General features: G+C 68.9%; 20 protein-coding genes. 12 read left to right on the top strand and 8 right to left on the bottom strand.

Annotated features, from left to right (window positions below):
- Window position 1 precedes the first annotated feature (1 nt).
- Window positions 2-697, top strand: a complete 696-nt coding sequence (locus BPODLACK_RS16360) for a response regulator (protein ID WP_024499462.1) — start codon at window positions 2-4, stop codon at window positions 695-697.
- Between the two features lie 39 nt (window positions 698-736).
- On the opposite strand, the gene BPODLACK_RS16355 is transcribed toward BPODLACK_RS16360, so the two are convergent.
- The 4 genes from BPODLACK_RS16355 to trmB all read right to left on the bottom strand — a co-directional run bounded on the left by BPODLACK_RS16355 (window position 737) and on the right by trmB (window position 7259).
- On the bottom strand, window positions 737-2086 hold the full coding sequence (locus tag BPODLACK_RS16355; protein WP_024499463.1) for an MFS transporter: 1350 nt from the start codon (window positions 2084-2086) through the stop codon (window positions 737-739).
- A gap of 188 nt (window positions 2087-2274) precedes the next feature.
- Complete coding sequence (locus tag BPODLACK_RS16350) at window positions 2275-5562, bottom strand: MMPL family transporter (RefSeq protein WP_159405709.1); 3288 nt, start codon at window positions 5560-5562, stop codon at window positions 2275-2277.
- Window positions 5563-5790: 228 nt separating this feature from the next.
- Entirely contained in the window at window positions 5791-6474 is a 684-nt protein-coding gene (locus BPODLACK_RS16345; RefSeq protein ID WP_096274794.1) for an NYN domain-containing protein, read from the bottom strand.
- Window positions 6471-7259 carry a tRNA (guanosine(46)-N7)-methyltransferase TrmB gene (trmB, locus tag BPODLACK_RS16340; protein WP_006436795.1) on the bottom strand — a complete coding sequence of 263 codons (789 nt, stop codon included), beginning with the start codon at window positions 7257-7259 and terminating at the stop codon, window positions 6471-6473. Before trmB ends, BPODLACK_RS16345 begins: the two co-directional genes overlap by 4 nt.
- A gap of 249 nt (window positions 7260-7508) precedes the next feature.
- On the opposite strand from trmB, the gene BPODLACK_RS16335 reads away from it, so the two are divergent.
- From BPODLACK_RS16335 to BPODLACK_RS16300, 8 genes are all read left to right on the top strand, one after another.
- A complete protein-coding gene (locus BPODLACK_RS16335) occupies window positions 7509-8327 on the top strand; it encodes a hypothetical protein (protein WP_159405708.1) in 819 nt (272 codons plus the stop codon).
- Window positions 8324-9865, top strand: coding sequence for a hypothetical protein (locus tag BPODLACK_RS16330; protein WP_159405707.1), 1542 nt, complete (start codon window positions 8324-8326; stop codon window positions 9863-9865). The genes BPODLACK_RS16335 and BPODLACK_RS16330 overlap by 4 nt, the downstream gene beginning before the upstream one ends.
- Before the next feature lie 7 nt (window positions 9866-9872).
- A complete protein-coding gene (locus BPODLACK_RS16325) occupies window positions 9873-10304 on the top strand; it encodes a DUF6802 family protein (RefSeq protein ID WP_159405706.1) in 432 nt (143 codons plus the stop codon).
- A gap of 183 nt (window positions 10305-10487) precedes the next feature.
- Window positions 10488-12314, top strand: coding sequence for a phosphoenolpyruvate carboxykinase (GTP) (locus BPODLACK_RS16320; RefSeq protein ID WP_159405705.1), 1827 nt, complete (start codon window positions 10488-10490; stop codon window positions 12312-12314).
- A 62-nt stretch (window positions 12315-12376) separates the two neighbouring features.
- Complete coding sequence (locus BPODLACK_RS16315; RefSeq protein ID WP_159405704.1) at window positions 12377-13384, top strand: esterase-like activity of phytase family protein; 1008 nt, start codon at window positions 12377-12379, stop codon at window positions 13382-13384.
- 294 nt (window positions 13385-13678) lie between these two features.
- Window positions 13679-14506 (top strand): ABC transporter ATP-binding protein, encoded by an 828-nt coding sequence (locus BPODLACK_RS16310; RefSeq protein WP_006436789.1) that lies wholly within the window; start codon window positions 13679-13681, stop codon window positions 14504-14506.
- A gap of 21 nt (window positions 14507-14527) precedes the next feature.
- Window positions 14528-17068, top strand: a complete 2541-nt coding sequence (locus tag BPODLACK_RS16305) for an ABC transporter permease (protein ID WP_159405759.1) — start codon at window positions 14528-14530, stop codon at window positions 17066-17068.
- Between the two features lie 96 nt (window positions 17069-17164).
- Window positions 17165-17944: a hypothetical protein gene (locus BPODLACK_RS16300; protein ID WP_159405703.1), complete on the top strand. Its 780-nt coding sequence runs from the start codon at window positions 17165-17167 to the stop codon at window positions 17942-17944.
- 90 nt (window positions 17945-18034) lie between these two features.
- Here the strand turns inward: BPODLACK_RS16300 and BPODLACK_RS16295 are convergent, their stop codons facing one another.
- Entirely contained in the window at window positions 18035-18796 is a 762-nt protein-coding gene (locus BPODLACK_RS16295) for a class I SAM-dependent methyltransferase (protein ID WP_159405702.1), read from the bottom strand.
- A gap of 217 nt (window positions 18797-19013) precedes the next feature.
- Here BPODLACK_RS16295 and BPODLACK_RS16290 point away from each other — a divergent pair, with 217 nt between their 5' ends.
- A complete protein-coding gene (locus BPODLACK_RS16290) occupies window positions 19014-20162 on the top strand; it encodes a glycosyltransferase family 4 protein (RefSeq protein ID WP_159405701.1) in 1149 nt (382 codons plus the stop codon).
- On the opposite strand, the gene BPODLACK_RS16285 is transcribed toward BPODLACK_RS16290, so the two are convergent.
- Both BPODLACK_RS16285 and BPODLACK_RS16280 read right to left on the bottom strand, forming a co-directional pair.
- Window positions 20128-21843, bottom strand: coding sequence for a hypothetical protein (locus BPODLACK_RS16285; protein WP_159405700.1), 1716 nt, complete (start codon window positions 21841-21843; stop codon window positions 20128-20130). The two genes, BPODLACK_RS16290 and BPODLACK_RS16285, sit on opposite strands and share 35 nt — an antisense overlap.
- A gap of 15 nt (window positions 21844-21858) precedes the next feature.
- Entirely contained in the window at window positions 21859-22794 is a 936-nt protein-coding gene (locus tag BPODLACK_RS16280; RefSeq protein WP_006436783.1) for an HpcH/HpaI aldolase/citrate lyase family protein, read from the bottom strand.
- Window positions 22795-22986: 192 nt separating this feature from the next.
- On the opposite strand from BPODLACK_RS16280, the gene BPODLACK_RS16275 reads away from it, so the two are divergent.
- Window positions 22987-24105: a polysaccharide biosynthesis protein gene (locus BPODLACK_RS16275; RefSeq protein WP_159405758.1), complete on the top strand. Its 1119-nt coding sequence runs from the start codon at window positions 22987-22989 to the stop codon at window positions 24103-24105.
- A 56-nt stretch (window positions 24106-24161) separates the two neighbouring features.
- Window positions 24162-24632 carry an SRPBCC family protein gene (locus tag BPODLACK_RS16270; protein WP_006436781.1) on the top strand — a complete coding sequence of 157 codons (471 nt, stop codon included), beginning with the start codon at window positions 24162-24164 and terminating at the stop codon, window positions 24630-24632.
- 1 nt (window position 24633) lies between these two features.
- On the opposite strand, the gene BPODLACK_RS16265 is transcribed toward BPODLACK_RS16270, so the two are convergent.
- Window positions 24634-24782, bottom strand: a 149-nt coding sequence (locus BPODLACK_RS16265; protein WP_159405699.1) for an integrase core domain-containing protein, incomplete at its 5' end; no start/stop codon positions are given.

Genomic DNA, 24782 nt, shown 5'->3' with positions numbered 1-24782 from the left:
GATGGGCACAGTCGGGTCGGAGGACGAACACGTGGCAGACGGTGCGGCAGGACGGTTGCGGATCATGGTCGTCGACGACCACCCGATCTGGCGCGACGCGGTCGCCCGTGACCTCGCCGACGAGGGATTCGACGTGGTGGCCACCGCCGACGGGGTGGGCAGCGCGGGTCGTCGTGCGGCCGCGGTCACCCCGGACGTCGTGCTGATGGACATGCAACTCCCCGACGGCTCAGGTGCCGACGCAACCGCGGCGGTGCTCGAGGTGTCGCCACGGACCCGCATCCTCGTGCTCTCGGCCTCGAGCGAGCGAGACGACGTGCTCGAGGCCGTGAAGGCCGGCGCCAGCGGATATCTCGTGAAGTCGTCGTCCCGCGAGGAACTCGTGTCCGCGGTCCGCGCGACCGCGGACGGGCAGGCCGTGTTCACACCCGGGCTCGCCGGTCTCGTCCTGGGCGAGTACCGCAGGATGTCGCAGCAACCCGACGTCTCGGCGGCGACACCGTCCCTCACGGACCGGGAGACCGAGGTGTTGCGACTCGTGGCGAAAGGGCTCAGCGCCAAGCAGATCGCCCGGCGGCTGTCCCTCAGTCACCGGACCGTCGAGAACCATGTGCAGGCCACGCTCCGGAAGCTGCAGCTGGGCAATCGTGTGGAACTGACCCGTTACGTCATCGAACACGGCCTGGAGGAGGACTGAGTCCTCCGCCCGGCCGATTGATGAAAGTGGTTGTGCCGGTTACAGGTCGGTGGCCGCGAGGGTGGCCGACGTGATCGGGGTGGCCGGTGCGACCTTCGGAGTCACGACCATCAGCGTGGCCGCCGCACCGGCGAGCGCGATACCGCCGAACAGGTAGAAAGCGGTCCCCGACGAGACGCCGGCGCCGATCAGCAGGCCACCGATGATCGGGCCGACGATCCCGCCGAGGCGGCCGAAGCCGGCACACCAGGCGACGCCCGCGCCGCGGGCCTCCGTCGGGTAGAAGTTCGACACGAAACCGTAGATCAGGACCTGGGTCCCGATGGTGCCCGTGCCGGCAACCGCGACCGCGACGAGCAGGATCGGCAGCGGGAGACCGAATGTCAGGCACACGAGCGCGAAGGTGGCCAGACAGAACGATGTCGCGACGACCTGCTGCGGGCCTCGCTGATCGGCGAGACGGGCCGCGATCAGGCCGCCCACGATCGCGCCGCCGTTGAGGACCAGCAGGAACGAGAGCGACCCCTTGGCGTCGAATCCATTGGCCTCCATGATCTGCGGAAGCCAGGTGTTGAGACCGTAGGTCAGCAACAGGCCGACGAAACTCATCGTTCCCAGCAACAGCGTCGGCACGGCGAACCGGCGCGTCACCAGCGCGGCGAAGCCGAGCTTCACCGGAGCCGGTGCCGGCTCCTGGCGAAGGTGGCGTGTCCGTAGATCCACCGGAATTCCGGTGTGCGTGCTGATCTCGCGGGCTTCCTCATACCGTCCGCGTGCGGCGAGCCACTGCGGGGACTCGGGCATCTTCAGCACCGCGAGCGGGAGCAGCGTCACGAGCGGCAGTGCCCCGATCCAGAACAGGCCGCGCCACCCGATCTGATCGACGAACAGCATTGCCAGCACGGACGCGAGGACACCGCCCGCCGGGACCCCGCTGTAGACGATCGCGTTGAACAGGTTCCGCTTGGAGGCCGGCGCGAACTCGGCGACCATCGCTCCCGCGGTCGCGACCAGGCCGCCGATCCCGATCCCGGTGAGAAAGCGCAGGATTCCGAACGAGACGAGGTCGGTGGCCAGGGCGGTCGCCGCCATGCCGACCGAGAACCAGACGATGTTGACCAGCATCATCCGACGCCGGCCGACCCGGTCACCGAACGCGCCGGCGGCCAGAGCGCCGATCATCACGCCGATGAGCGCGTAGGACCCGAGCGCGCCGGCGGTCGCCGGGGTCAGCTCGCCCAGCTGTCCGGGGTCGTCGAGCAGAGTCGGCAGGACCGTCCCGTAGACGACGAGGTCGTAGCCGTCGAAGACGATGGCGACGGCGGCGAGGGTGACGATCCAGAGCACGCTGCGGCGATGCTCCGGAGACGTCCAGGTCGAAGAGTTCATGCAGGCTGTCCCTCCAGCGTTGGTGTGCTGGCAGACATCCTGCCCAGGATGTGGGCGCAGTCACATCGGGGCAATGCCCAGTTCCGGCCCATCCCGAATTGATCCGCGAATCCGTGGGATTCATAGCCGGATACACCACGGTCGGTGGAGGCGAACTCCACCGACCGTCGGCGATCACTTCTCGATGTTCACTTCTCGGAACGGCTCCGCTTCAGCAGTTCCTGCACGCTGATCTGGGACTCGTCGCCGGACTCGTCCGAGCGGGCGTGCCGGTCGGTGCGCGGCCGGCGACGGCCGGAGCCGCCGTCCCCGGACGGCGGGCCGGCAGGGGCGCCGGTTCCCGGCCGGGGGGTGGCCGCCGGAGTGACGTCCGGGCTCAGCCCACGCTCCATCGGCGACGGCCCCGAGGTCCGGCGACCACGGGTCGTCGGTGTCGAGTTCTCCGGCGACACCGAGGCCGCCAGCGGACGGCGACCCGCGTCGTCGAGGCTGGGGCGTCGACCCAGTGGCGACCGCGAACCCGTGTCGCGCGCCGGAGCGGCTGCCGGTGGCGGCGTCGGGACCGGCGGAGTCGGTGCCGACGGGGGAGTGGGGCTCGTCGGGCGTTCACCGTTCGCGCGCGGTGCGGCGTCGCCGAGGCGGATGCCGCCCTCGCCGAGGGTCCACCCACCGGTGTCCGGACGGTCACCCTTGGGCAGACCCGGTCGCCGGTACGACGCCGGCGGGCGCCGTTCGGGCCGCGGTGCCTCGGGTGCAGGCGAGGCCTGGGCGCCGGACGGCTGTGCGGTCGGCGGTGTCGACGGGCCCACGCGACCGGTGACCGCACGCCCGGGGACCTCCGCGGACATGGGTGCGGGGGTCACGGGACCCGGTCCGCCGCTGTGCTGCGCGGGCGCGCCGGGCCGGCGCGTCGGTGTCATCGGTGCGTTGGTCATCGGTGCGCTCGACGCGGGCGCGTTGGTGATGGGCGCGCTGGACGCGGGCGCATTCGGACGCGGGGGAACGGGCTGTCGTCCATCGCGGCCGGGCGCTCCGCGTCGGGCCGGTGCGGCGCCCGCGGGAACGGTACGCGGCCGGGCCGCGGTCATGACCGAGGTCGGGGCCTCCGCCACCAGCGTGCCCGCACTCATCTTGCGTGCCACGCCGGAGTCGCGTTGCTCGTCGGGCTCGTCCTCGAGTACGGCCTCGCCGAGACCGATCTTGCGCTGCACCGTCTGCATCCAGCGGGGCGCCCACCAGCAGTCGTCGCCGAGGAGTTTCATGACCGACGGCACGAGGAGCATGCGGATCACCGTGGCATCGAGGATCAGCGCCGCGATCATGCCGTACGCGATGTACTTCATCATCACGATGTCGGACAGGCTGAACGCACCTGTCACGACGACCAGGATGGCGGCCGCCGCGGTGATGATCCCGCCGGTGTGGGCGATGCCGCTACGGATGGATTCGGTGGTACTCGCGCCCCGCTGTCTGGCCTCGACCATGCGGGAGAGCAGGAACACCTCGTAGTCGGTGGAGAGACCGAAGATGATCGCGATGATCAGCACGAGGATCGCCGCGAACAGCGGACCCGGGGTGAAGTTCGCGAGGCCGGAGCCGTGGCCGTCGACGAAGATCCAGGTCAGGATGCCCAGCGTCGCACCGAGGCCGAGCGCGGTCATCAGTGCCGCCTTGATCGGCAGGACGAGCGAACCGAACTGCAGGAACATCAACAGGCCGGTGATCAGGACCAGCATGATCGCCATCAGGGGCAACCGGTCCATCAGCGCGTCGATCGAGTCCTGGGTGAGGGCCGGGGTACCCGTCACGTACATCGTGAGACCCTGCGTGTCGATCGCCCGGAGCTGATCGATCGCCTGGGCGGCCTTGGTGCGGTCGACCAGACCGGCCGAGACCTGATAGACGCCCACGTTCGGGTATTTCTCGGCGTCGTACGAGCCGAAGCCGGCCTTATCGGGGTCACTGAACTTGTTGGTGAAACCCGGAACCTGGTCGGCCTGCCGGGCGATGGCCTCCAGCTTGTTCTGGTCTTCCTGGTTCGTCTGGTCGTAGACGATGACGAGCTTGACCGCCTCGGTGCGCTCACTGGGGAAGTACTCGTCGAACTTCTCCTGGGCCACACGAGCCGAGTTGTCCGGCGGCAGGAACTTCTCGCTGATGCCGCCGAACTGGATGCTCCCGAACGGGATCGTCAGAGCCAGCAGGAGGAGGACGGTCGGGATCGCCGTCTTCACCGGGTGCTTCATCACCCACGTGGCGAGACGCCCCCAGAAGCCGTTCTCGACTTCCTGGCTGGTCTTCATCCGGCCGGAGAACCGGTTCTCGAGTGCGACGGCGCGTTCCTCGGTCGAGAAGCGCCGGACCAGCGGGATCGCGGTGAACTTGAGGATGGTGCTGATCGACAGCATGTTGACCCGCGGCCCGAGGATGGCCAGGATCGCCGGCAACACCGTGATCGACAGGATCGCGGCGAGGGAGACCGACGCGATGGCGCCGTAGGCCACCGACTTGAGGAATCCCTGGGGCATGATCAGCAGGCAGGCGAGGGCGGCGACGATGATCGTCGCCGAGAACACCACGGTCTGGCCCGCGGTCATCACGGTTCTTCGGACCGCCGCCTTGGTGGAATAGCCCTCGCCGAGTTCCTCGCGGAAGCGGGACACGATGAACAGGCCGTAGTCGATGGCGATGCCGAGACCGATCAGCGTCACCACGGACTGCGCGAAGATGTTGAGTTCGGTGGTCAGCGCGAGGATCTTCATGATGCCCAGCGATCCCGCGATCGTCAGGCCGCCGATCAGGACCGGCAGACACGCCGCGATCACGCCGCCGAACACGAAGAACAGCATGAGCGCGACCACCGGCAGCGCGATGACCTCGGCGCGCTTGATGTCCTTGTCCATGCCGTCGGCCATCGACCCGGCGACGGGTTGCAGGCCGGCGAGCTCGAAGGTGGCCCCGGGTATGTCGAAGCGTTCGGCGATGTCGTCAAAGAACGGTTCGATGGTGTTGTAATTCGCCAGCACCGTGGTGTCGTCGTCACCGGCGACGCCGATGCTGATGAAGGCCTGACGTTTGTCCGGGGTGAACAGTCGCGCCTGGACCGCGCTCTGCGCCGGCTGCACGAGGAACGGGTCGTAGAGGCCGGGGTCGGCGCGCCCGACGATGTCGGGGTGGGTGGCGATCAGGTCTTCGACGAAGGTCTCCACCTTCTTCCCGAAGGCCGGGTCGTCGACCCGTGTGCCTTCCGGTGGCGTGACCAGGAGAATGACATCAGACGTGTGATCGCGGCCGAGTGCCTTGTCGGCGTAGCGGGCGCCGAGATCGGATTCCGACGTGGGGTCGAACCAACCGCTCTGACTCAGATGCTTGCTGAGGTCGAGGCCGTATAGTCCGAGTCCCGCCATCAGTGCGATCATCACCGCGATGACGAGGAAGCGCATTCGATACACGAATGTGCCGATTACTCGGAACACGCTGATGTCCTTTCGTGTGCGACGTGTCGGGCGCCGGCCGCGGTCCAGGTGTGTCGGGCCGTCGGTGCGCCGCGACGCGCGCCGTGCCGGAGGTGAACGGTGCCGGTCGCGATTCTGTCAGTTCTCCGTGAGATCTTGACAGTGTTGCCTGAGTGATCCCTGAGGTGTCGGGGTCGGTGACACCCTCAGCGAGCCCCTCGGCGACATCCGACGAGGCACCGCGCGCGTTCAGCGCAGTAGCGCGCTGAGCGGCCGGAACGGTGTGAGCCAGGCGCCTTCGTCCGGAAGCGAGTCCAGCCCGATGCGGGGCAGCGGCTCCCGGAACACGCCCGGGATGTCCTCGAGGTCGACGAACTCCAGTTCCTCGGTGGTGAGGGCCCAACTGGCGTGTTCGCGGAAACCGATGACGGTGACGGGCACCCCGTCGGCGGCCACTTCGAGGAGCGGCTCGCGGAATGCCTGGCCGTCGGCGGACGCCACGATCACGCCGGCTAGTCCAACAGTGTGCCTGCGAAGTTCGATGTGGTCGAGCATGTCGGAGTCCACATCGCTGTCATCGGACAGCTTCGGCTTGGCGAACACCGCAAAACCGACGTTGCGGAGGGCGTCCACCCAGGGACGCACAACGTCTGCGCTACCTGGGGCGATGTTGGTGAAGACGGTCGCCTCGGGCTCGACGCCGTTCTCACCCTCCGTGAGAGCTGACACATCTGCGGTCCGGTGCAGCAACCACCGGCCCAGCGCGTCGAACCGGGGGCGGTGTGCAGCCGTCGGACGACCGCCCAGCAGGGCGCCGAGGCCCATGTCCATGTTGGGCGCATCCCAGACCAGCAGCATCCGGCGCGTGCCGGTCTGGCCCGAGATGGTGTCCGCAAATCCGCCAGGGGATCCGCCAGGGCTCTGGTCGGTCATGCCGGGCTCCCGTCGGTGGTGTCGCCGGATGCGGAGGCCGGCGGGATGGGCCGCGTGTACACGAACTCGCTGACGTACCGGCCCTCTCGCTCCGCACGACCCTCGAACTTCGTCGTCGGCCGTTCCAGCAGGATCGGGGACTCGCGGGTCAGCTGCACGACATGCGGGGCGTCGGCGTCCTGGGTGGCGAGCTTCTCGGCGATCCACTCGGCGTAACCGGCGTGGTCGGTGGCGATGTGCAACACGCCGCCGGGGACGAGGCGGTCGGCAATCAGCTCCAGTGTGCCCGTCTGGACGAACCGGCGCTTGTGGTGACGCGACTTGGGCCAGGGATCGGGAAAGAACAGTCGGACGCCGGTGAGGCTCGACGACGGGATCAGCTCCCTCAGGACGATCGACGCATCGCCGCGGATCAGCCGCACGTTGGTCAGCTCGTTGCGGTCGATGAGGCCGAGCAGCTGGGCCAGGCCGGGCTTGTAGACCTCGACCGCGACCACGTCGACGTCGGGTTCGGCTTCGGCCATCGCCGCGGTCGAGATTCCCGTGCCGCTGCCGATCTCCAGCACCTTGGGGGCGTCCCGGCCGAACATGGCGTTCAGGTCGAGCTGGGGTTCGGGAATGCGTTCCGGGCCGATCTCGAGGTCGCGGCCGAGGACGGGCCAGAGGGTCTCCCAGTTGCGTTGCTGCCCGGTCGTCAAGGTCCCCCGGCGGAATCGGAAGCTCGTCACGCGGGGATACAACCGTGACCTGTCAGCGCTGTTGTTCACCCGTCCATCGTTGCGCATCGTGGCATTTCCACGAAGTCGCGGGTGAGGCGTGTCCGTCAAGGGGCAGTGAGTTCGTGGGGACGGAACGGCCAGTTGGCGGGGGATGTGGAGGTCAGGACGCCCATCAGCGTGAATCGGGATTAGTCTCGGGCCAGCCGCGGAACACGCGGGATGTCGGGTGGGGAAGGGCATGGAGACGTGGGGGCGGACGTGGGCACATCGACGAATGCGTCACCAGCGCCACGCCGAGACCGGAACTCCCTGTCCATGGCCGCTGAGCAGGGCGGACTCGCCGGGCTCGTCGAGCCGTCGTCGCCTCTGGTCCCGATCCTCTCCGCGGCGGGACAACGGTTTCTACGGCCGCTGCATGTGCAGGTGGTCGGCAGGCCGGGCGTCGGACGCGACACGATGGCCCGCGCCCTGCGCGAGCGGCTGGCGCTGACGGTGATCGGCCCGGGCGAGGACGCCCGCGCGGCCGCAGACGCCGACCTCTGGGTTCTCGTGCTGGCCGGACCGCCGCGCCGGGCCGATCACGAACTGCTGCGATCGTTGCCGGCCGATCGCGTCGTGGTCGTCCTGGGCAAGGCGGACACCCATCCCGACTGGGACGCCGCGGTCGACGCCGCGAATCGGTCCTCGACGCAACTCGGCCTGCCCGTCCACGCGGTCTCCCAGCTGCTGGCCTGTGCCGACCTCGACGCGACGGAGTTCACCGCCCTCGCGAGGCTGGCCGCCGAGGGGGCCGAGATGCCGTCGATGGCCGGCCGATTCCTCGTCGGCGCGCCGGGATCGGAGGAGCGAATACTGCGGCAGGGGCTGTTGCGCCGCATCGACGCCTTCGGGATCGACACCGCGCTGCGGCTCATCGCCGAGGGATCGGACATGGCGGCCGACGCGTCGGCGCTCAATCGTGCGTTGCACGCGATCAGCGGGGTTCCACAGCTCACCACGGAGATCTCCGACCGCGTCGGTCGCGTCCGGTTCTGGCGCGAGGTCGAGATCCGCGCCGAACTCGAACGCGCGGCGGCCGGCGGGTGTGACCGGGAGAACGCCGAACGGCTGCTGGCGGCGGGAGGTCTCGGGTGAGTACCCGCATCCTCGAGGCGACGCGCGAACTGACCGGGTTCGACGCCGCACGCGTCGGTTCCGGTTCCGGGGTCCTGGTGGTCGGGACCGAGGGGGTCGGGGTGCGCACGCTCGTCGACGCCATCCGCGAACTGGCCCCCGACCTCGAGATCCATGCCCGGGACGTCCAGGCCGGGGAGCCCGGACCCGACGGCGGAGCCCGGCCGGGGGTCGCGCTGGTCGTCGTCGACCCCTCGTCGTCGGTGGATGACGAGGAACGACACCTCGTCGAGCAGGCGCGTGCCCAGGTCGGGACCGTCGCGCTCGTGTGCACCAAGATCGACGCCTTCTGGGAATGGCCCCGGATCGTGCGGGCCCACCGCACGACCCTCGATCCGTTCGGGACGATGCCGGTGTTCGGGGTGTCGGCGGCAGCGGCACTCGGCGGAGACGTCGTCGACTCAGGCGTCGACGCGCTGGTCGACTGGATACGCGAGGCACACGCGGCCCCCGATGCACTGCGCCTCGAACGGGCCCGGGTCGCGGCCGGCGTCGGGGCCGTCGAGCATCTGCTGGCCGATGCCGGAACCGACACCGACTCCTCCAAAACGCTCGACGACCTGATGATTACGCGTCGTCGGCTGCTGTCGTCGCGGGATCGCGGCCGGGTCGACCGTCTCGCCGCCGTACGAGCCGGCCTCGCCCGAGCCCGGGCGCAGTGCTCGGCCGAGCTCCAGTCGCGTGTCCGCGAACTCGCGGCCGCCGCCGACCATGCTCCGGCGGTCGACGACGCCGAGCACCGGTCGTGGTTGGACACCCGGTGGGCCGGCCTCGCCGAGGACATCCGCCGCGACGCCGACGAGCGCATCGACGAGGTCGCGGCCACGGCACTGGTGGGTCTCGACCGCGAACCGTCCCCGCGGGAGCCCTGGTCCGACACCCCGCTGCCTGCAGACGGGCCGGGCAACCGGCGGCGCCGAGGTGGTGCGGAGGACGCGTTGCTGGTCGTCATCGGTGCCTCCACCGGCCTGGGTGTCGGACGCCTCGTCGTCGCACCGATGGCCTCGGTGCAGACCCTGCAATGGATCAGCATGCCGCTGACCCTGTTGTTGGGGATCGGCGTGGCGGTCTGGGTCATCCGCGTCCGACGCGGCGCGATGGATCGTGCCGACCGCCTGACCCGTGTCTCCGAACGGCTCGCGGTCGCCCGCTCCACACTCGACCATCAGCTCGGGTTGCGGTTCTCCGCAGCCGAGACCCGGACAGCGGGACAGATCGCTCGCGCCCACGAACGTCGGGCGCGGCGGACGACCGAGCAGGTCGCGGAGATCGACGACGACATCCGGCGGCTGCGCAGCGGTGCCGCGCAGCAGGAGGCGCGTATCCGCCGTGACCGCGCCGAGGGCATCCGCCGCGAACTGGTCGCCCGCTCCGAGGGGTTGTGGGCCGACGAGCCGGACGGACCGCGCCCGACCGGCTCCATCGAAAAACCCGACCCCGGCACGAACGATCCGGCCGGCCCAGACGACCGCAGCAACGGCGACGACAGGACCAGGTGAGCGAGAGATGGATTCGATCTTCGACGACGACGCGGGGTCCGACCCGTTCGACGCCGGTCACCCCGACGCCGGGGCGTCCGCGCCGGGTGGACCGTTCGCGACCGGAGACCTACCCGGTACCGGCCTCGATCCGCACGTGGACTCGGTCGCCGCGATCCACGCGGAATCGTCCGCCGACGACCTCGACGACCATCTGTGGATGCACGAGGACGGCCGGATCTGGGACCTCGGGCCGGCAGAGGTCGACACCGACAACGACGGGGTCAACGACTCGCTGACCCGCAACGGTCCGGACGGGTTCACCGTGTACACCGACAGTGACCGGGACGGCCAGGTCGACAAGATCACCGAGATCGGTGCGAACGGCGGATTCCGCTCGGCCGTGCTCGACCCGGAGACCGGTGAGTGGATTCCCGGCGGTTCGGGACGCATCGGTTGAGCTGCTCGGGAGCCGGCCGATGGTCGTCTTCCAGGGACTTTGGTCCCATATCGGGGGAGTGTGGGATAACCCGCAGTCGCGGGCCCCCACACCTAACGTCCGCTCGGTACACGTATCCTGAACACCTAGACGACTGACCGGTGACCATTCCAGCAGGTCACATGCTCGCAGGAGGCCCCAACGATGACCGCAGCCACCATTCCCGGACTGGACCCGAGCAGCGCGCCGACCAAACATCAGGGTCTGTTGGCCTGGATCACGGAGATCGCCGAACTGACCCAGCCCGATCGGGTCGTCTGGTCCGATGGCAGCGACGAGGAGTGGGAGCGCCTCACCGCCGCCCTGGTGAAGGCCGGAACCCTCGTCAAGCTGAACGAGGAGAAGAAGCCGAACTCCTTCCTCGCCAGCTCCGACCCTGCCGACGTGGCACGCGTCGAGTCGCGGACCTACATCTGCTCGGAGTCCGAAGAGGACGCCGGCCCGACCAACAACTGGGTCGAGCCCGCCGAGATGCGCGCCACCATGACCGAGCTGTACCGCGGCTCGATGCGCGGCCGCACGATGTTCGTCATCCCCTTCTGCATGGGCCCGCTGGACTCCGACGACCCCAAGCTGGGCGTCGAGATCACCGATTCCGAGTACGTCGTCCTCTCGATGAAGATCATGACCCGCGTCGGTCCGCGTGTCCTCGAGCTCCTCGGCGACGACGGCTTCTTCGTGAAGGCTCTGCACTCGGTGGGCGCTCCCCTCGAGCCCGGTCAGGCCGACGTGCCGTGGCCGTGCAACACTGAGAAGTACATCACCCACTTCCCGGAGACCCGCGAGATCTGGTCGTACGGTTCGGGTTACGGCGGCAACGCGCTGCTCGGCAAGAAGTGCTACGCCCTGCGCATCGCGTCGGTCATCGCTCGCGACGAGGGCTGGATGGCCGAGCACATGCTCATCCTCAAGCTGACCAGCCCGGCGAACAAGGTCTACTACATCGCCGCGGCCTTCCCGAGTGCCTGTGGCAAGACGAATCTCGCGATGCTGCAGCCCACCATTCCGGGCTGGAAGGCCGAGACCGTCGGCGACGACATCGCCTGGATGCGCTTCGGCGAGGACGGCCGTCTCTACGCGATCAACCCGGAGTTCGGTTTCTTCGGTGTCGCCCCGGGTACCAGCTACGACTCGAATCCGAACGCGATGAAGACCATCGAGGCCGGAAACACCTTGTACACCAACGTCGCCCGCACGGACGATGGTGACATCTGGTGGGAGGGCATCGACGGTCCGGCGCCCGCGCACCTCACCGACTGGCTCGGCAACGACTGGACCCCGGAGTCCGATCACAATGCTGCCCACCCGAACTCGCGTTACTGCACCCCGATCGCACAGTGCCCGTCGCTGGCCGACGAGTGGGACGACCCGAAGGGCGTGCCGATCTCGGCGATCCTGTTCGGCGGCCGTCGCAAGACGACCGTCCCGCTGGTGACCGAGGCCCGCGACTGGCAGACCGGCGTCTTCATGGGTGCCACCGTCGGCTCGGAGCAGACCGCGGCGGCCGAGGGCAAGGTCGGCACCGTGCGTCGCGACCCGATGGCGATGCTGCCGTTCATGGGCTACCACGTCGGTGACTACCTGCAGCACTGGGTGAACATCGGCAAGAACGCCGACGAATCCAAGCTGCCGAAGGTGTTCTACGTCAACTGGTTCCGTCGCGGCGACGACAAGCGCTTCCTGTGGCCCGGATTCGGTGAGAACAGCCGCGTGCTGAAGTGGATCATCGGTCGCATCGAGGGTGAGGCGGAGGGCGTCGAGACCCCGATCGGCATCGTCGCCAAGCCGGAGGACATCGACGTCTCCGGGCTCGACGTGCCGGCCGACGACGTCGCCGAGGCCCTGGCGTTCAACGCCGACGAGTGGCGCGAGGAGATCCCGTCGATCGAAGAGCTCTTCGAGTTCATCGGTCCCAAGCTCCCCACCTCGCTGCGTGACGAGTTGGATGCCCTGAAGCATCGACTCGCCTGATCGGCGACCGGTCGGTTGGTTCGGTCCGGGGCTGATGTGACGGTTGAGGTATCGTACCCCTCATGAAACTAGGTTTGTGGGGGGCCACGATCGTCGGAGCCTGTGTACTCGGGCTGACCTCTCCGCTCGCAGTTCAACCTGCCTCGGCCGCACCGGCTTCCGGCGCCGGCGTGGGCGCGTACTACACCGACACGACGACGCTCGGCGACTTCGTTCCGACGTTCAACCGGATCACCGGACTGGACCGGACCGCCAACGGGCAGTACGCGCTGATCGCGGAGGACGTTCTCCCTGCACGGTTCTTCACCGCCCGCATCGGATACTCCTCGGAGACCGCGTCATTCGTCGGCCGACCTGGTCTCAACGGTGGTGGCACGGTCCTCGGCCCGTGGTTCGTGCCGCTGCTGCCCGGGGGTGCGCAGTTCGAAGGCATCCGCAAGACCAACGGCGGTTACACCGTCGTCAGCGGTGGCAACAACCAGTTCGTCCGGCAGATCGGCCCGCTCGGCCAGTTCGTCCGCGACCTGCGGTTGCCCGCCGCGTGGCGCCCGGCGTCCAAGTCGGGTGTGGCCGGGCAGCGTGGGCTGACCGGCGTCGCGGTCGGGCCGCAGGGTCAGGTCTCGGTGCTCACCGCGGGCGGGCTCAAGCAGGACGGGCGCACGTCGGCGCGTCTGCTCACCTTCGGCAAGACCGATCGCGAGTTCGTCTATCGCACCGACGCCAACAAGGTGGCCGCCGACGTGCTGGCCATCAACTCCACCGACTTCCTCGTCCTCGAACGCGGAGCGGGCACGCTGACGAACATCTTCTGGACCACCACCCGCGACGCTACGTCGGTGACCGGCAAGAAGAAGCTCTCCGGCAAGGAGCGGGCGATGCCCAAGCGTCGGATCTTCTCCACGACCGGCACGCCGCGTCTGGTCACCGGCGACATGTCGGGCCTCGCGTGGGGCAACTGGCACCCCGACACCCCGTACGCGAAGAAGCGCAGCCGAACGCTGCTCGTCGTCTCCCAGAACGCCGGATCGCCCACCCGCATCCACTCGTTCGAGGTCCAGCTACCGAAGTAGCCCTTCGATACGCCCTCCGCAAGCGGGGGTGGGGGTTGCTGGTTGAGCCGGTAGTGAGCGGAGCGAGCCGCCGCGTCGAAACCTCGCGCCATGCTGGTTGAGCCGGGCGGTGGGGTGTGGTGGCGGGCGGGTTTCGACGCGACGCCTCGCTGCGCTCGGTGTCGGCTCAACCGGCATGGGGTTGCTTGGCGGGGCTGCTCAGGGAGCGGTGAAGGTGTGACAATCACCCCCTCAGGGTGGTGTCGGGGGATTACCTGATAGCGCATCGTCGTCGGATTTGGCACCGTTGAGGGCATGACGACGACTGATGCGGCCGCCCGCGATGCCGGAGAGCCGAAACACGGAATGGCTGCGGGCGCGGAGAACCTGTCCAAGAGGTACGGCACGGGCGACACTGCCGTGGAGGCGCTGAAAAGCGTCTCCATCTCGTTCCGCGCGGGCGAGTTCACCGCCATCATGGGGCCGTCGGGGTCGGGCAAGTCGACGCTGATGCACTGTCTGGCGGGTCTGGACGTCGCGAGTGACGGCCGTGTCTTCATCGGCGACACCGATCTGACCGCACTGTCCGACAAGGCGATGACGATGCTGCGCCGCGACCGCATCGGGTTCGTCTTCCAGGCGTTCAACCTGGTGCCGACGCTCACCGCGAAAGAGAACATCACCCTTCCGGTCGACATCGCCGGCCGGGAGGTCGACACCGAATGGTTCGACGCGGTCGTCTCCCGACTCGGTATCACCGACCGGCTCTCGCACCTGCCCAGCGAGCTGTCCGGCGGTCAGCAGCAGCGCGTGGCGTGTGCCCGGGCACTGATCGGCAAGCCGGCCATCATCTTCGGCGACGAGCCCACCGGCAACCTCGACTCCCGGTCGTCGGGTGAGGTTCTGTCGATCCTGCGTGCCGCCACCGACGAGTTCGGGCAGACCGTCGTCATCGTGACCCACGACCCGCGCGCGGCGTCGTACGCCGACCGCGTCGTGTTCCTCGCCGACGGTCAGATCGTGCAGGAGCTCGCGCGCCCGAGTGCCGACGACGTCTTCGAGGTCATGAAGAACCTCGACAGTGTCCACCACACCGATGCCCCGTCCGCCTCGGCTCCCGCCGAGACCTCCAGAGCGCTCTGAGCCGTGGCGTCGTCATCGGTGATGCGCCGGGTTTCGCTGCGAAACCTGCGGGCGCACAAGCTCCGTCTGTTCCTGACCCTCTTCTCGATCGTCCTCGGCACATCGTTCGTCGTCGGATCGATCGTGTTCACCAGTTCCATCTCGAAGGCCTTCACGGACATCTTCGACAGCGCTGCGCAGGGCGTGGCGGTCGAGGTGACGCCTACCGATCGGCAGTCGCCCGGCGTTCCGCTGTCGGTCGTCGACCAGCTGCGCGCCCAGCGTGCCGAACTCGGCATCGACAAGCTCGTCGTCAACAACAACGGGTTGATCACCGTCGCCGATTCGGGCGGCAATGCCATCCAGACCGGCGGTGCCCCGAGCGTCGGCACCACCTACATCCCGGAGAACGAGGCGCTCGATCCCGATGAGTCCCGGATCATGCCGGGCGGCCGCGGCCCCGCCAACGCCGGCGAGATCGCGCTGAACTCCTCGGCCGCCGAGGAAGCCGGGCTGAAGGTCGGGTCGAAGACCAAGGTCGTGATCGGCCAGGGCAACGCCGCCCCACTCGATGTCACCGTCGTCGGGCTGATCGATCTCCCCACCTCGACCGGCGGGTACGTCAACGCGCAGTTCGACGCCGCGACCGCGTCGCGACTGTTCAGCGACGGCAAGCACGTCGGGCTCGTCGACATGTCGGCCGTCGCCGGGGTGTCCCCGGAGCAACTGCAGGAGCGGGTGCGGACCCTCCTCGGCGCCGACCTGTACGACGCGCGGACCGGCGATCAGGTGCGGGAGGACCAGAAGGCGCAGGTCAACGAGTTCCTGCAGATCTTCCAGTACATCCTGCTGGCGTTCGCGGCGATCGGTCTGGTCGTGGGCACATTCATCATCTACAACACCTTCTCGATGATCGTCGCGCAGCGTAACCGCGAGTTCGCGCTGCTACGGGCGGTCGGCGCGAGCCAGCGTCAGGTGTCGCGGTCGGTCCTCTTCGAGGCGCTCGTCGTCGGCGTGATCGGCGGAGTGCTGGGCCTGGCCATCGGCGTCGGCCTGGCCGCCGTGCTCAAGGCATTCACCAGTGCGACGTCGGGTCTGCCGGAGGGTGAGCTGACGATCGGGGCCGGCGCGGTGCTCGCCGGCATCCTGGTCGGCGTCGTCGTCACGATGGTCAGCGCCTGGGTGCCCGCGGCTCGCGCCGCACGGGTGCCGCCGGTGGAGGCGATGCGCGCATCGGCGGCCGAGGGATCGGCGTCGTTGCGCAACCGCACCGTCATCGGTGCGGTCATCGGTCTGGCCTCGATCGTGGCCATCGTCGTCGGCGCGATGGACGAGGGCTCCGGACCGGCTCTGACGGTCGGTGCGGGCGCGGCCGGCCTGGTGCTGGCCGCGGTGCTGGTCGGGCCCGCGGTCGCACGTCCGTTCGTGGGGGTGCTCGGTCGCGCGGTCGGCGCCCCGTTCGGCACGATCGGACGACTCGCGCGCACCAATGCCGTTCGCAATCCCCGACGTTCGGCTGCGACCGCGTTCGCGCTGACCCTGGGGCTGATGCTGGTGGCGATCATCGGCACGCTCGGCCAGTCGTTCAAGGGCACGGTCGACGAGGCGGTCGACTCCGGGATCACCGCCGACTACATCCTCGCGGGGACCAACCAGGGACCGTTGCCGCCCACGGTGGCACCCGCGGTGAAGAACGTGCCGGGCGTCGGCGAGGTGGTCTCGTTCGGCGTCGTGCAGGCGAAGGTCGACGATCAGCCGGTGCAGGGTTTCTCGGCGCTCGGTGGTCCGCTCAGCGACGTGACGGTCATGGACATGGAGGACGGCGCGTCGACGGCGCTGCCGGACGACGGGATGCTGATCAGTCACCGCACGGCCATGACGAAGGGCTGGGAGCGCGGTCAGGTCCTGAACTTCACCTCGCCCGTCGGCGAGCAGGTCCAGGTCCCGATCGCCGGTGTGTACGCCGACAACGAGGCCCTTCAGCCGTGGGTCGTCGGGCCCGCGGTCTACGACCGACTGGTCCCGCCGGCGGCGCGTTTCGACGTCACGGTCTTCGTGAAGGCCGAGGCGGGTGCCGATCTGGACACCTTGCGCACCGGTCTCGAGGACGCGACCGCCGGGTACCTGACCGTCCAGGTCAAGGACCGCGACCAGTTCAAGGGGCAGATCTCAGCCCAGATCGACCAGATGCTCGGCACGCTCTACGCGATGCTCGGACTGGCGTTGCTGATCGCGGTGCTCGGCATCATCAACACCCTTGCGTTGTCGGTGGTGGAACGTAAGCGCGAGATCGGCATGCTGCGCGCGATCGGCATGGTGCGCGGCCAGGTGCGTCGTTCGATCTATCTGGAGTCCGTGCTGATCTCGATCTTCGGTGCCGTGGTCGGTGTGGTTCTGGGAACGCTCATCGGCGTGGCGTTGGTGCGGACGCTCGCCGCCTGGGGTCTGGGCGCGCCGGTGGTCCCGTGGTCGCTGATCGTGATCACGCTGGTCGCGTCGGCGGTGGTCGGTGTGCTGGCGGCTCTGTGGCCCGCGGTCCGAGCGGCCCGGACGGGGCCGCTCGAGGCCATCGCCGATCTTTGACGCTCTGCTCCTGATCCGGATGTCACGCGGCCCGGGTTCTGCCCGGGCCGCGTGGTCACAGGCCGATATCAGGATCCGGATGACAGAATCGTCGGCATGACCCGACCACCCCAGGGCGATCCGAACGATCCGCGGAACAATCCGCCGGAGACCCGACAGTTCGATCCCGACTACGACCCCTCGGCGCCGCCGTCGCAGGCCTACACCCAGCATCCGGAAGGTCAGCCGTATCCCGGGCCGTACACCGAGCCCCAGCCGGGACCCCAGTACACGGAACCCCAGTACACGGAACCCCAGTACGCGAATCCTCAGTACACGGCGGCGTCGCCCTATGGAGCGTCGCCGTACGACGCGCCGCAGGGCGGCGAACCCCCGCACGGGTCGTCGAAGGGCCGCACCATCGGTCTCGCGCTGGTCGCCCTGGCCGCGTTGGTGATCCTCGGGCTGGTCATCGTGCTGGTCACGAAGTCCGGCGGAGACGACTCCTCGACCGCGGCGGCGTCCTCGTCGTCGACGACCACCACCAGCGAGCGGACGACGACCAGTTCGTCCCCGACCACCACGACCACGACCGAGGAGACGACGTCGAGTCCGAGCAAGAAGCCGGGGCCGGCGACGGTGACCTACCAGCTCACCGGTAACGGCGACGTCGTGGCGCTGAGCTTCAGCAAGGGCGGCGGCGCGCCGACGGTCATCGCGGCCACCGGGTCGCCCTGGTCGCAGCGAGTGACCGTGAAGGGTACGAAGGCAACCCTCTCGGCCATCGTCGTCCGCGGCCCGGTGACCTGCAGCATCCTCGTCGACGGGGAACAACTCGCGACTGCGACCAGCCAGGGCGGCACGCTGAACTGCACCGCGGACCTGTCGGGGGAGTAGGCGGGCCCCTGCAAACCCACCCTTTTTCGGCAAATCCGGCACCCGCGCGGGTGGTGGATCTGCCGAAAAAGGGTGGGTTTGCGTTAGGTGCTACCGCTTACGCAGCACCAGCACGAGGTTCGTGCCGAGCACCTCGCGCAGGCCGGGGACGCGCATGACCCACCACATCCAGCGCGGGATGTAGCGGGGGAAGGCGGCGAGGAGATCGGCCCGGTCGGTCACCGATCGCGCCCAGCGCAGGCCGTCGGTGGCGTGGACGGCGAACAGTGACGTGCCGAAGAGGTTCTTCGGGGGGTGGCCGTGACGTCTCGTGTAGAGACGCGCGGCACGATGACCGCCGAGGTAGTGGGTGAGCCCCATCTCGTGGCCGCCGAACGGTCCCCACCACAGCGTGTAGCTGACGATGACGACGCCACCGGGCCGGGTCACGCGCAGCATGTCGTCGGCCATCTCCCACGGCGTCGACGTGTGTTCGACGACGTTCGACGACAAGGACACGTCGACGCAGCCGTCGGCGAAGGGCAGGTTCTGGCCCGATCCGCGGACCGACCCACGATGTTCGAGCCCGCCGGCGTGCATCTCGGTGGGGTCCGGTTCGACCGACATGTAGTGCGCGCCCCGTGCCCGGAAGGCGTCGGCGAAGTAGCCGGGACCCCCGCCGACGTCGAGGATGACCTTTCCGTCAGGGTCGGGGACGAAGGCCGCCACCATGTCCGCGGTGTCGGTCGCCAGTGCGCCGTAGAAGCGGGCGGGGTCGGACTGCTCGAAGCGGAAGTCGTTCAGCAGTCCGGCGGCACGCCGCAGCGTGGCCAGCCGGGCCATTCGGTTCCGGCCGGAAGTCGTGGTCGTCATCGTCGGAGAACTCTAGTCGCGAGCGGTGGGCGACGGTCAGTCGCGCTCGTCAACGCAGGTCCGGTTCCACTCACAGACTTCGTTTCGACGTTGCGACTTCGATCGAAGTCGCAGGAGCGAAATGAAGTCTGTCAGTGACGGGGGGAACCCTGATCGGAACTCGCCTCTTCCCGGTGTGACGACGGCCTGGCAATACCAGTCGGTAGGCTGTCGTGCGATGCGCGTACCTTCCGACGTCCTGCTGCTGTGCTGGCGGGACACCCGCCACCCTCAGGGCGGCGGCAGTGAGACATATCTGGAACGTGTCGGTGCCGAACTGGCCCGACGCGGCGCGCGCGTGACCTTTCTGACGTCGTCCTACCCGGGGGCAGCCGGTGAGGAGCACCGCGACGGCATGCGGTTCGTGCGTGCCGGAGGGCGGATCAGCGTGTACCCGCGCATGCTGGCGACGATTCTGGCCGGCCGATTCGGCCTCGGGCCGCTCCGGGGCTGTCACCCCGAAGTCGTCGTCGACACCCAGAACGGGGTGCCGTTCTTCGCGACCCTCGTCGCCTCCGCGCCGACGGTGGTACTGGTCCACCACTGCCACCGCGAGCAGTGGCCGGTCGCCGGCCAGTTGCTCGGGCAGGTGGGCTGGTTCATCGAGTCGCGACTGTCGCCGAGGATTCATCGCCGGAACCGCTATGTCACGGTGTCCACGCCGTCGAAGACCGAACTCGTCGCCCTCGGCGTCGACGCGGAGCGGATCTCGGTCGTGCGCAACGGTATCGACCCGGTCCCGGCCGACGCGCTGCTCACCGGAGGTGCCGCCGACGGTGGTTCGGGCCCGGTGCGTCTGTGCGTCTTGTCCCGGCTGGTGCCGCACAAGCAGGTCGAGGACGCTCTCACCGTGCTGGCACAGCTGCGTCGGTCCGGGGTCGACGTGTACCTCGACGTCATCGGCGGTGGCTGGTGGTCCGATGAATTGCGTTCCGCTGCAGCCGAGCTCGGGGTCGTTGACGCGGTGACCTTCCATGGCCACGTCAGCGAGCAGCGCAAGCACGAGCTGCTCTCGCAGGCGCGGGTCCACCTGATGCCCTCGCGCAAAGAGGGGTGGGGGCTGGCGGTCGTCGAGGCGGCCCAGCACGGTGTCCCGACCATCGGCTACCGCAGCTCGGTCGGTCTCACCGACTCCGTCGACGACGGCAACACCGGCCTCCTCGTCGACGGCGTCGACGAACTGGTGAGTGCCGCGAGAAAACTCATCGACAACCCCGACGAGACCCAGCGACTGGGGCGCAACGCCAGGATCAGGTTGGGCCGTTACTCCTGGGCCGCGACCTGCGACGGGTTCATCGAGACGTTCGACGCCGTTCTCGCACGCTAGCGACGACCGCGCCCACGACTCCCGCCAGGAGCATCATGGCCCACCACAGGTGTGCGGCGAGTGCCAGAGCCCGATCGGCCGCTCCGGCACCCCGCTCGACGGGACCATCGACCCGGTACAGCCGGAGATCGTCCCCGTCGTGGACGAGGCGCGCTTCTGCGGCGAGCCGCTCGGGCGTCGAATCATCTTCGACGAGAACCCATCCCACGCCGAGCGCGGCGAGTTCGGCGGGTGAGCCACCGGCTTCGAGCACCGACGCCACGGCGGCCGCATGCGCACTCGGCGCGTCGACGACCTCGCCGTCGACGGTGAGCGCTCCGGACTCGATCACCGGAGCCCGCAACATCCGCGCGGCGGGATCGAGCGAGACGCCACCGGCGAAACGGTAGTGCCGCACGGTGTCCGTGGGCCACAGGGCGACCGAACCCCGATCGTCGGGCACGACGGCAGCCACCGCCGCCCAGTCGTCCGGGTAGGCCACCGGCCGCACGGAACCACCGACACCCCAGGCGAGATCGGGAAGCGGAGCCACGACGAGCAGCACGATGGCGGCGAGTGCGAAACCCGACGGGACCCGTCGACGGGCGGCCGCCACGGCCCCGGCCACGGCAAGCGCGACTCCGGGAACGAGAAGAGCGGAGAATTTCTGGGTATCCCGCAACAGACCGGCGCCGGGGACGTGCTCGATCGTGAACTCCAGCAACCACTGTCCCGGACCGAAGGTGCCGAGGACCAGCAGGATCGCGACGACGACGGCCGATGCTCCGATCGCCCGCACCAGCGGATCGAGCGTCCGCCGACGTTGCCAGAGGTGGACGACGCCGGTCGCGACCACGAGCAACGAACAGAACGTCGCGATCGCCGCCCACCAGATCGTCCGGCTGGCGGGTACCGCGTCGACGTTCCAGATGCCCCCCAGGGAGAGAACGGTCCCGACCGGACCCAGCCCCGGCTCGGACCGGAGACCGAACGCCTCGACGCCCGCCGCGGCGGATGTGGTGGTGGCGTCGCTGATCACCGCCGTCACGACCCACGGCAGGGTGCTCAGCACCCACAGGCCGACGGCGACGAGGCCGGGCCGCAGGCCGACCGGACGACCGATGAGTACCACGGCCAGCTCGATCCCGGCGAGCACCGAACCCGTCGGCGTCAGCCCGGCTGCCGCCAGCAATCCGCCGAGCCGGAGAAACCGTGCCGCATCTGGCCGTTCCCGCAGATCGGATGCGGCGACGAGAATCCAGCCCAGCGCGGCGTAGCCGACGAGCAGGCTCCAGTGCCCTTGCAGGAGTCGTTCGGCCACATAGGGATTCCAGATCGCCACGAGCGCGGCGGCGACGGCCCCGGGACGCCCGGCGCCGGGAACGAGACGAAAAGCCAACCGGCCGAACCCGACGCCGGCGAAGACCAACGCGGCCGACAAGATCGCGACGACCACCACACCGCCGTCGACGACCGACGACACCATCGCGACGAACCAGTCCTGCGGCACCGCGCGCGGCGGCAGGTCACCGATGCCGAGCGTGGTGTCGGTGACATGGGTGCGCGGCGTCGACACCGCATCCCGGAAGAGCAGGTATCCCGGTCCGATACCGAGCAGTGCCGGTAGCAGGGGTCCCAGGATTGCCACGGCCGCAACGACACTCACCACGTAGAGCGCCGGGAGCAACCGTCCGGAGAACACCGCGACCCGTGCGGCTCAGAAGTGGTGGGTGTCCGACGGTGCCGGTGCGTGCACCGGGTCGTCGTCGAATTCCGACTCGGTGATGCCGTAGGCCCGTGCGAGGTCGAGGATCTTGGTGGCACGCGCGATGCGTGGCAGGTCCGAACCGTTGCGGATCTCGCCGCCGTCGCGCTCGAACTCCGCGAAGAACTCCCTCGCCCAGGTGATCTCGTCCTGTGACGGGGACAGGCCCTCGTTGACCGGGGCGCACTGTGACCGGGTGAGGCAGATCTTGCCGGTCATGCCGAACTCCGCGCTCACCGCCGTGGCCTCGCTCAGCTTCAGAGCGCTGGAACCGACCGTCGGGCCGTCGATCGCGCTGGGCAGGTGAGCAGCCTTGGCGGCGATGGTGAATCGGGACCGGGCGTAGGCCAGCGTCTGTGGACTGTCGCCGAAACCGGTGTCCCGACGGAAGTCGCCGATGCCGAAGGCGAGTCGGAACGTGCCCTTGGCCGATGCGATCTCGCTGATCCGCTCGAGTCCGCGTGCCGTCTCGACGAGGGCGACGATCGGCAGGCCGGGCAGGCGTTTGGCGGTCTCGGTCACGTGGTCGACGGACTCGACCATCGCCAGCATCACACCGCCGACCGCGGTCTCCGCGAGGGCGGCGAGGTCGTCGGCCCACCACGGGGTGCCGAATCCGTTGATCCGGACCCACTCACCGGCACCGGGGCCGGAACCGTCCTTCGGACCGATCCACCGCACGACGTTGTTGCGCGCCTCGACCTTGTCCTTGGGAGCGACCGCGTCTTCGATGTCGAGGACGACGATGTCGGCGCGCGAACGAGCGGCGCGCTCGAACTTCGCGTAGTGCGCGCCGTTGACCAGGAGCCAGCTTCGGGCCAGCACCGGATCGATACGCGAACCGACATCGGTCGATTCGGCGTCGTCGGTGGTGTTGTCGTCGTACATCGGCATCTCTCGTCGGTGAACTCTGCAGCCTACCCATCGTTGCCTATGCCCGACGACCGGTGCAAAGCACCCTGTGCACGGGACCCGGTGCCAACTCGGCACACTTGTGCCATGCAGCAGATCCGACCGAGCCGACGGCGCCGGCCCGCCGCCGGCACAGTCGGCGCCGTCGGATCGGTGGCCGTCGGATCGATGGTCGCCAACGTCTGCATGTACGTGGTCCATCTGGCCGCGAGCGCCCGTTACCTGGACGTCAGCGAGTACGGCGAGTTCGCGGTCCTGCTGTCGGCGATGCTCGTGCTGGGTGTGCCCGCCCTGGCGCTGCAGAACGTGGTCGCGCGCGAGGTGGTCCTGGGCTGCGACGAGCGCCGCCTGCGCCGGGTGGGTGTCCAGACGACGCTGTACGTGGTGGTGCTGGTCGCCGTTGCGACACCGCTCGTCGCGTTGCTGATGCGCACCGGGGTCGTCACGACTCTCGCCGCCCTCGGCGCGGCCCCGCTGCTGGCGCTGATCGCCACCGGTCAGGGCATCCTGCAGGGACGCGGCGAGTTCCGGACGCTGTCGTGGGTGCTGGCCGCCGTCGGGATCCTGCGCTCGATGCCGATCATCGGGGCCTTCGTCGTCGGTGCCGGTCCGGCGGGTGGACTGCTCGCCGGGACTCTCGGTGCCGCGGTGTCGGCCGTCGTCGTCTGGGTGGTCGTAGGAAGGGTCGGGGAGCGGGCGCGTGCCGCGGCGACGTCGGGGACGGTCGGAGTCCTCAGCGTGGTTCGCGCGTCGCAGGTCCAGCTGGTGCTGATCGTGGCGTCGTCGGTGGACCTGCTGCTCTCACCGCGCGTGCTCGATGCCGAGTCGGTCGGGGTGTACGCGCTCGGCGCCATCGCGACGAAGGTCGCGTTCTGGCTGCCGCAGGCCATCGGCGTCGTCTTCTATCCGCGCCTCGCCGATCCCGCCCGGTCCCGGGTCTCTCTTCGGCAGGCGGTGACGGTGGTCGCGGGTGTGGGCGTGGTGCTCACGCTGGTGGCGGGTGGCGCGGGGCCGATGGTCCCGATCGTCTTCGGCGACGGTTACGACGAACTCGTCCCCCTGCTGTGGCTCTTCGCCTACATCGGTGCCGCCCTCGCCGTCCTCCAGGTGGTGCTGTTGTCGGCGATCGCCCGTGATCGCACCCGTGTCGCGTTCGGGACGTGGATCGTCGTGGCGATCGAGGTGACGGTCATCCTCACCGTCGCCGGCTCGGTGGTCGGGGTCGCAGCCACTGCGGCGGTCGCGGTGACGGTCGCGGCCGCCGGGCCATGGGTTCTCGCCCGCTGACCGCCGGCCTCAGCAGGAACGTTGCCGAGATACACATGTTTCGGCAGGGTTGTGTAATGAGCGACAACGGAAGTACTCAGGTCACGGTCGAACGAGTCATCGAGGCACCGGTCGACGCGGTGTTCGACGTCCTCTCCAACCCCGAGAGGCACCAGGCGCTCGACGGTTCGGGGTTCATCCGGGGCGTCGACCACGCCGATCGGATCCAGAAGGTCGGCGACGTGTTCACCATGAACATGGCGGGCGACCACATGGGCGGGGAGTACAAGACCGACAACCACGTCACCGGATACGCCAAGGACAAGCTGCTGGCCTGGAAGACGACCCCCGCCGGTACGGAGCCGCCCGGATGGGAGTGGTTGTGGGAGTTGGAGTCCCAGGGTCCCAACGAGACGCTGGTCCGCCACACCTACGACTGGTCGAAGGTCACCGACAAGAAACTCCTCGAACAGGTGGGGTTCCCGCTCGTCACCGAGGCCCAGCTCGAGGACACGCTCGGCCGACTCGCCGCCGAGGCCGCGTCCTGATCTAGGTGTTCTTCCCAGGGAGGTTGTGGACGGCGAGTCGCTCGATGGGTGATTTGCCGTCGATGCCTGTGTGGGGTCTGTGGTGATTGTAGTGATGAACCCAGTCCTGGTAGGTCTGGGCGCGGGCCTCGTCTGACAGGTAGGTCTGGG

The sequence above is a fragment of the Gordonia sp. YY1 genome, assembly GCF_009872315.1.
In the GTDB taxonomy this organism is placed as follows: Bacteria; Actinomycetota; Actinomycetes; order Mycobacteriales; family Mycobacteriaceae; genus Gordonia; species Gordonia amicalis.
This window is presented reverse-complemented; position numbering and strand designations above follow the sequence as displayed.

Bases quoted from the DNA above. Each gene is read 5' to 3' on its own strand.
- BPODLACK_RS16360 (WP_024499462.1), top strand. From the start codon at position 2: ATGGGCACAGTCGGGTCGGAGGACGAACACGTGGCAGACGGTGCGGCA.
- BPODLACK_RS16355 (WP_024499463.1), bottom strand. From the start codon at position 2,086: ATGAACTCTTCGACCTGGACGTCTCCGGAGCATCGCCGCAGCGTGCTC.
- BPODLACK_RS16345 (WP_096274794.1), bottom strand. From the start codon at position 6,474: ATGACCGACCAGAGCCCTGGCGGATCCCCTGGCGGATTTGCGGACACC.
- trmB (WP_006436795.1), bottom strand. From the start codon at position 7,259: ATGCGCAACGATGGACGGGTGAACAACAGCGCTGACAGGTCACGGTTG.
- BPODLACK_RS16335 (WP_159405708.1), top strand. From the start codon at position 7,509: ATGGCCGCTGAGCAGGGCGGACTCGCCGGGCTCGTCGAGCCGTCGTCG.
- BPODLACK_RS16325 (WP_159405706.1), top strand. From the start codon at position 9,873: ATGGATTCGATCTTCGACGACGACGCGGGGTCCGACCCGTTCGACGCC.
- BPODLACK_RS16320 (WP_159405705.1), top strand. From the start codon at position 10,488: ATGACCGCAGCCACCATTCCCGGACTGGACCCGAGCAGCGCGCCGACC.
- BPODLACK_RS16315 (WP_159405704.1), top strand. From the start codon at position 12,377: ATGAAACTAGGTTTGTGGGGGGCCACGATCGTCGGAGCCTGTGTACTC.
- BPODLACK_RS16310 (WP_006436789.1), top strand. From the start codon at position 13,679: ATGACGACGACTGATGCGGCCGCCCGCGATGCCGGAGAGCCGAAACAC.
- BPODLACK_RS16305 (WP_159405759.1), top strand. From the start codon at position 14,528: ATGCGCCGGGTTTCGCTGCGAAACCTGCGGGCGCACAAGCTCCGTCTG.
- BPODLACK_RS16300 (WP_159405703.1), top strand. From the start codon at position 17,165: ATGACCCGACCACCCCAGGGCGATCCGAACGATCCGCGGAACAATCCG.
- BPODLACK_RS16295 (WP_159405702.1), bottom strand. From the start codon at position 18,796: ATGACGACCACGACTTCCGGCCGGAACCGAATGGCCCGGCTGGCCACG.
- BPODLACK_RS16290 (WP_159405701.1), top strand. From the start codon at position 19,014: ATGCGCGTACCTTCCGACGTCCTGCTGCTGTGCTGGCGGGACACCCGC.
- BPODLACK_RS16280 (WP_006436783.1), bottom strand. From the start codon at position 22,794: ATGTACGACGACAACACCACCGACGACGCCGAATCGACCGATGTCGGT.
- BPODLACK_RS16275 (WP_159405758.1), top strand. From the start codon at position 22,987: ATGGTCGCCAACGTCTGCATGTACGTGGTCCATCTGGCCGCGAGCGCC.
- BPODLACK_RS16270 (WP_006436781.1), top strand. From the start codon at position 24,162: ATGAGCGACAACGGAAGTACTCAGGTCACGGTCGAACGAGTCATCGAG.